We start from the raw sequence: 5,266 nt of genomic DNA on the forward strand, positions 1-5,266 counted from the left end.
ACAATAAACGACACCAGAAAGTGCGATGCCACCCGCCAGGCGGAAAGCGCCTGCGGCATCGTGGCCACAAACAGCGCCCCGGCAAACGCACCGAAAACAATCCCGAAATCCGTGTTGGTAAACAGCCCGAATGCAGTCGCCCCTCCGAGCGCCGCAGCCGCGCCCGTCCCGGATAAGGGTTCAGACATGAGCTTCTCCTGTAAGAAATTTGCGGACTCCGATCTGATAAAAATATTGACCGGTAGTTGAATTCACGAAAGGTTATGTTGAACTGTTCAGGATTTGCCTCAGAACGGGTCTGGCATCATAAAATGGCATTAAGTCAGGCACATAAGACGCCCTGCTGGCATGGGGATCTTTTACCCCGCGTAATGCAAAGCATGCCGTCAATAATGAACCAAAAGCGTTTATTCTTTCACGAACGCTTACCTGAGGCACCGGAAGGCCAGGGATCACGCCAGGGTTAGAGTCTGTATGTATGTCAATAAATCTGGCATTAGTGGTTCCCGGCCCATCAGATGCCTGTCCGGTAAATCGGTCATAAGTTATCTGAACTGCCTCTGCTATATTTTCAGTTGGTATATGCCCCACAGCAACAACTTCATTTTGCTCTCGCATCATAATTTGCTCGAAACGGGTAAACTCCACCCCATGTTCGGTAAGATAATTCACTGATGGGGTAAGAGAGTAAAATATATTGTTAGCTCTGATACGGTAACGATATAGAGTACCTGTAAATGTCGAGCTGGAGTAGTACTGTCTGGCAATGCTATAGGTTTCATTAATATCACTGGTGGTGGCAATATAAGCACTATCCCTGCTTCCGGCAGCACATGAGTCTCCTCTAATATGCTGCTGAAGATTCATGTTATTGCCATGCGATCGAAAACCATCCCTGAAAACGACATCGGGAGGCCTTGAGTCTACGCGATAGACAAACTGTACAGCATATGCATTTGAGAAAAAAACACTTCCCCAAAATAATGCCACAACTGGAAATAAAGAAATGCTCATTTTAATTTCGCCCTGCTTTATCCGGTCCAAAACAAACATTATGCTCGCTCATTGCAGAATTACATGTTGAGAAACCGGTAATTGCATTCGTACTAAGGGCGCTGATAAAATCCTGACGACTCCAGACATCCGGTTTGAAATAAAGTCGAACATTCTCGCCGGTTGAATAAAAGTACATGGCCTGATTGTATAACATATCAAAGTTTGGTGCCCATACACTTTCATTCTGTACGGCACAGGCAATAGCACTGAAGTCTGATCGAACTGCCTTCACACAGAAGTAAGCGTCATCATTAATCATTCCCGTATGCACATCACCAATTTTCACATTGGAGTACATCCCTGTACCAGGAGATCCCGTCCATTCTGGTAAAACCGTTCTTGCAAAAACAAAACCGGGAGAAAAGAAAACACTTAAAACACATAGCCAAGTCATAAGGTATTTTTTTAGCATACAGCCCTCCAGTTAACATCAACTCTGATTACTCTTTGACAAATTATTATGTCCTTAATGCTGCGGCCTGTAACGAGACTGAACTTAAAGAAAGTTCAATTCAGACAAAAGATTTAATAAAAATGAGCGCGCATAAAAAAGGCCCGCTTCAGCGGACCAGGAAATACTCAAAGTCGTGTTCGCACTTTAGTGATTTCAATATCTTGAGACTGTTCATAATTAAGCACAAGAAAATGTCGCTCATCTGCACTAAAGGTCTTTGACAAAATCAGTCTTTTATCATATCTGGCTAATACATAATACCAGCCCCCATTATGATGCAGCATTTCATATTCTTTCTTTATCTGAGGTTTATACCATCCCGCCACAAATGAAAACAACCAAAAATAAATAATAAAGCCAACCATAGCCAGCTCAATTCGATGGCTGCGAACAAAAGGCATGTTGATGACACATGCAACAGAAAAAAAACTTCCAACCCACCTGATAGTCAGCGTTATAATTAATGCTGCGGCGCCAGAAAAAAAGAATAAGTCTAATGCAGGATATTGCTTGATTACAGAAAACTCTATAACGATCGGTATCAATAAGAGCAAGATAGCAAATAAAAGCCTTATAAAACTCAGGTCCCGCATGCTGTTCTTTCTCTTTACACTGAGGAAAAAAGCAATGCCAGCCCCCCACCCCACAAGAAATATCATGATTACAATAAATGCATAAAACAGGCTTCTGGCTACATCATCCACACCGGCCCCAACCACCCACCATGGAAAGCCATAGTAGAAAGAACTTCCCCAACCATAAAAGTACGCGCTTCCCCAGCCCAGACACCCCATATACGCAACAAACACGGAAGAATTTCTTAGCAGAGAATTATCATCCATAAGCCACTCTCACATGAAATATATCAGCTCTCATTAATATGCTGCACAGCCAGATGATGCCATTAAAACCGTACAAGTATAGTCATCTCAGGGCCAGGAATAACTGGTGTGTCTTATAAAGACCATACGAACATAATAATAAAAAAAGCCCCGCCGAAACGGGGCAATCACCCTAAGTATGATTATGACTATCTATGAGTTAAAGCTTCTGGGGATAACCGCTCCTGCTAAGCAGCCCCCTTCCCAACTGAACATATCGACTTACAATGTGGCTGGAGCGGGCAGCGGGAATCGAACCCGCATCATCAGCTTGGAAGGCTGAGGTAATAGCCATTATACGATGCCCGCATATGGTGCCGATTACCGGAGTCGAACTGGTGCCCTACTGATTACAAGTCAGTTGCTCTGCCTTCTGAGCTAAATCGGCAGGGATGGTTCTTCATGACAGAAGCCAGTCGGGGTAGGAGCCACCATCACTCAGAACCAGCGCAAATAATACTTAACAAAGATGGCAATTCAATAACCGTAATTTAAAAATGAGTAAATTTTTGTATTTTTTATAACAAAAACAACAATGGCGGGAAGCGGCACCAGAAAAGAAAAAACCGCTCAAGTGCGGCTTTTACAATTTCGGCAAAAATATCAAATTTCGCTCAATTCTGCCGCTAAAAATCTACTTTTGCAAGCGATGGCGTTAAATTTTCACGTTTTTGGTTTTGTTTTTTTGCTGGCCTTCAGCAGCACGTCCACATCAAGTCGATCGAATATCTCCCGGACCGCTTCCCAGTGGTGAGCGTAGCCTTTCCACCAGTTCTTAGTCGTCACGCCCGCCAGCTCAGTTTGTTGGTAGGTTTTGCCTGCGCCGGGCCCGCCGCGCAGCTCGCGTTTAACATCCTGCGCCGCACATACCAGCGCACGCAGACGGGCCACGGTTTTGGCGGCAATACGTTTTCCTGCCAGCCCGGCGGTGAATGCCTCCTCCCCCAGCGCACGATCTCCACCTGGCGCTGCACTGTGCCGGAACCGGATAAGGGTTCAGACATGAGCATCTCCTGTAATAATAAAGAGCCGAGTGCGCTCTTTATGTCAATAATATTCCCCTGAAAGCTCAGGCTGTAGAAGGACTCGCCTGAGCGAGCCTGCTTTAAAAATAACTCATATAAAAAGCCATAAAAAGAAATGGAGCCTAGCTTATATAACATAAACATTTGGCTCATTCTTTTATATTTAACCCAGTTCTATTGACCATACTTCATTCGGCGTCGTTTTTTTAGTAGCGCATATACTGACAGGAACCCCTAAAATAACTGCCAATATAGCCAGGTTGTTTGCATCATGGGAAATTACGCTTTCCGGGTAATATTGCGCACTTGGAATGCGCCACACCTCTCCATTTTCAGAAACAATATACATACCTTTATGTCTGGTATTGGTATCAGCGGAATACTTTGTTAACACTTTGTTTTCCAATAAAATGCCACTGGTTGCCTTACATGCATTTTTGAATTCGTTACTCGCACCAGCATGAGCCGTCAGTGAAACAAACCCCATAGCGACACAAGTTGCTTTAAATAAATTTACGGCCTTCATATTTCACTCACTTATTACTAAAAAAACACCTGCATTTAATGACCGCAACTTTCGTTTAAACTTTGTTAAACGTTTTTTCGAAAGCCCATTAATTATTGCATTACACGTTACTGAGCGTAAGTCTGATGCGCACTGTGATGGGGCATGCGCTCGCCATGGTTCTTCCCTCCAGGCCTGATGTCCGTCCGGAAAACCAGCAAGTCTGTATCCATCTTCATTTGTTGCAATATCCAGACCTCTGAATAAACCAGCTCTGTAACCAGGGTTTCTTGTCATTCCTCCTTCAATAACTCCGAAATGAACATAATACCATCCAATTATTTGTGACCACGGCACTCCACCCAGTGCCGCAACTTCATTTTCATAGGGGTGAGGACTGTACTGTCTTAAAACGCCATTCACATCAAACATGTTTGGAGCAGGAGCGATAACATATATATAGTACCCACTTACTCCGCCAAACATGTTTTGCCCTATGTTATGTGCCTGTGTTAATGTGCGAGTCGTTGACACATACCCATCATCATATCGCGTATTTCCTGTAGGAGCCCCTCTTACATGATCGAACAAATTAATATTTTGTGGAGTACCTCTTTCATAAGCATCATCCTGTCCCCTGGCCAACAACCCTCCCAATTTTTTTACTTCCTTGGGTGGGCGACTGTCTGCCCTAAAAAGTTCATCCGCCTTAACGTTGGTAGATATTGCGCACGAGGCCGCAATCAAAAGGCAAAACACTCCAGAGATAATATTCACACATTCGACCATGTTAATGTCACATAAAAAACAGCAATCCCGATAAAGCTTCAAATACTCACATAATTAAATTTCCTCTCTGCGATTTCCAGTATCAAAAGAAGTATAAAAATGACTATAATAAGACATTATTTTAAAACATTATGCACAGTATTAATTGTTATTAGTGCAAAGCGAGCTTAACGCATTCATATCTTATTATCCCAGGTTGTACATGAGTTTGACATCTCGTAGCCAATCGACACCGTCGAAAGTATCGTACTGTACAGTTGACTGGATTTAATGAAGACTACAGGAATAACGGCAATGCCAATAAAATTCGTGGCATCATATTCCACGTTGCTATTTGATTTACGCCTGAGATTTTATATAAAAAAAACCGCCGAAGCGGGGAAAATCACGTTAAGAATAATTAAAACCATCTCAGAGGAAATGATGGAAGATACTTGCCCCCCCTCATCTTCAGTCTGAGAAGAGCGACTTACAATATACTGGAGCGGGCAGCGGGAATCGAACCCGCATCATCAGCTTGGAAGGCTGAGGTAATAGCCATTATACGATGCCCGCA

Annotated in this window: 8 protein-coding genes and 3 tRNA genes; all 11 read right to left on the bottom strand. The window is 43.4% G+C overall.

All coding sequences use genetic code 11. The features are described 5' to 3' along the window. The coding region (locus AACV31_RS12525; protein WP_221413636.1) for a putative holin at positions 1 to 188 on the bottom strand (188 nt) is incomplete at its 3' end. Positions 189 to 261: 73 nt separating this feature from the next. Further along, positions 262 to 1,014, bottom strand: a complete 753-nt coding sequence (locus AACV31_RS12530) for a scabin-related ADP-ribosyltransferase (protein ID WP_165157187.1) — start codon at positions 1,012 to 1,014, stop codon at positions 262 to 264. Between the two features lies 1 nt (position 1,015). Beyond that, positions 1,016 to 1,468 carry a subtilase family AB5 toxin binding subunit gene (locus tag AACV31_RS12535; RefSeq protein ID WP_165157185.1) on the bottom strand — a complete coding sequence of 151 codons (453 nt, stop codon included), beginning with the start codon at positions 1,466 to 1,468 and terminating at the stop codon, positions 1,016 to 1,018. Positions 1,469 to 1,635: 167 nt separating this feature from the next. Beyond that, positions 1,636 to 2,352, bottom strand: a complete 717-nt coding sequence (locus tag AACV31_RS12540) for a hypothetical protein (protein ID WP_165157183.1) — start codon at positions 2,350 to 2,352, stop codon at positions 1,636 to 1,638. Positions 2,353 to 2,625: 273 nt separating this feature from the next. Continuing rightward, positions 2,626 to 2,700, bottom strand: a tRNA-Gly gene (locus AACV31_RS12545). A gap of 3 nt (positions 2,701 to 2,703) precedes the next feature. Beyond that, positions 2,704 to 2,779 (bottom strand) — tRNA-Thr (locus tag AACV31_RS12550). Positions 2,780 to 3,054: 275 nt separating this feature from the next. After that, on the bottom strand, positions 3,055 to 3,282 hold the full coding sequence (locus AACV31_RS12555) for a bacteriophage antitermination protein Q (protein ID WP_255491443.1): 228 nt from the start codon (positions 3,280 to 3,282) through the stop codon (positions 3,055 to 3,057). Further along, positions 3,174 to 3,560 (bottom strand): hypothetical protein, encoded by a 387-nt coding sequence (locus AACV31_RS12560; protein WP_255491445.1) that lies wholly within the window; start codon positions 3,558 to 3,560, stop codon positions 3,174 to 3,176. Before AACV31_RS12560 ends, AACV31_RS12555 begins: the two co-directional genes overlap by 109 nt. Positions 3,561 to 3,579: 19 nt before the next feature. Next, complete coding sequence (locus AACV31_RS12565; RefSeq protein ID WP_165157181.1) at positions 3,580 to 3,942, bottom strand: hypothetical protein; 363 nt, start codon at positions 3,940 to 3,942, stop codon at positions 3,580 to 3,582. 3 nt (positions 3,943 to 3,945) lie between these two features. Continuing rightward, positions 3,946 to 4,698 carry an enterotoxin A family protein gene (locus AACV31_RS12570; protein WP_283985188.1) on the bottom strand — a complete coding sequence of 251 codons (753 nt, stop codon included), beginning with the start codon at positions 4,696 to 4,698 and terminating at the stop codon, positions 3,946 to 3,948. A gap of 492 nt (positions 4,699 to 5,190) precedes the next feature. Beyond that, positions 5,191 to 5,265 (bottom strand) — tRNA-Gly (locus AACV31_RS12575). Between the last annotated feature and the right edge of the window lies 1 nt (position 5,266).

It is taken from the genome of Cronobacter sp. EKM101R, from assembly GCF_963888145.1.
Lineage (GTDB): Bacteria > Pseudomonadota > Gammaproteobacteria > Enterobacterales > Enterobacteriaceae > Cronobacter > Cronobacter turicensis.

Bases quoted from the DNA above. Each gene is read 5' to 3' on its own strand.
- AACV31_RS12530 (WP_165157187.1), bottom strand. From the start codon at position 1,014: ATGAGCATTTCTTTATTTCCAGTTGTGGCATTATTTTGGGGAAGTGTT.
- AACV31_RS12560 (WP_255491445.1), bottom strand. From the start codon at position 3,560: ATGTTTATGTTATATAAGCTAGGCTCCATTTCTTTTTATGGCTTTTTA.
- AACV31_RS12565 (WP_165157181.1), bottom strand. From the start codon at position 3,942: ATGAAGGCCGTAAATTTATTTAAAGCAACTTGTGTCGCTATGGGGTTT.
- AACV31_RS12535 (WP_165157185.1), bottom strand. From the start codon at position 1,468: ATGCTAAAAAAATACCTTATGACTTGGCTATGTGTTTTAAGTGTTTTC.
- AACV31_RS12540 (WP_165157183.1), bottom strand. From the start codon at position 2,352: ATGGATGATAATTCTCTGCTAAGAAATTCTTCCGTGTTTGTTGCGTAT.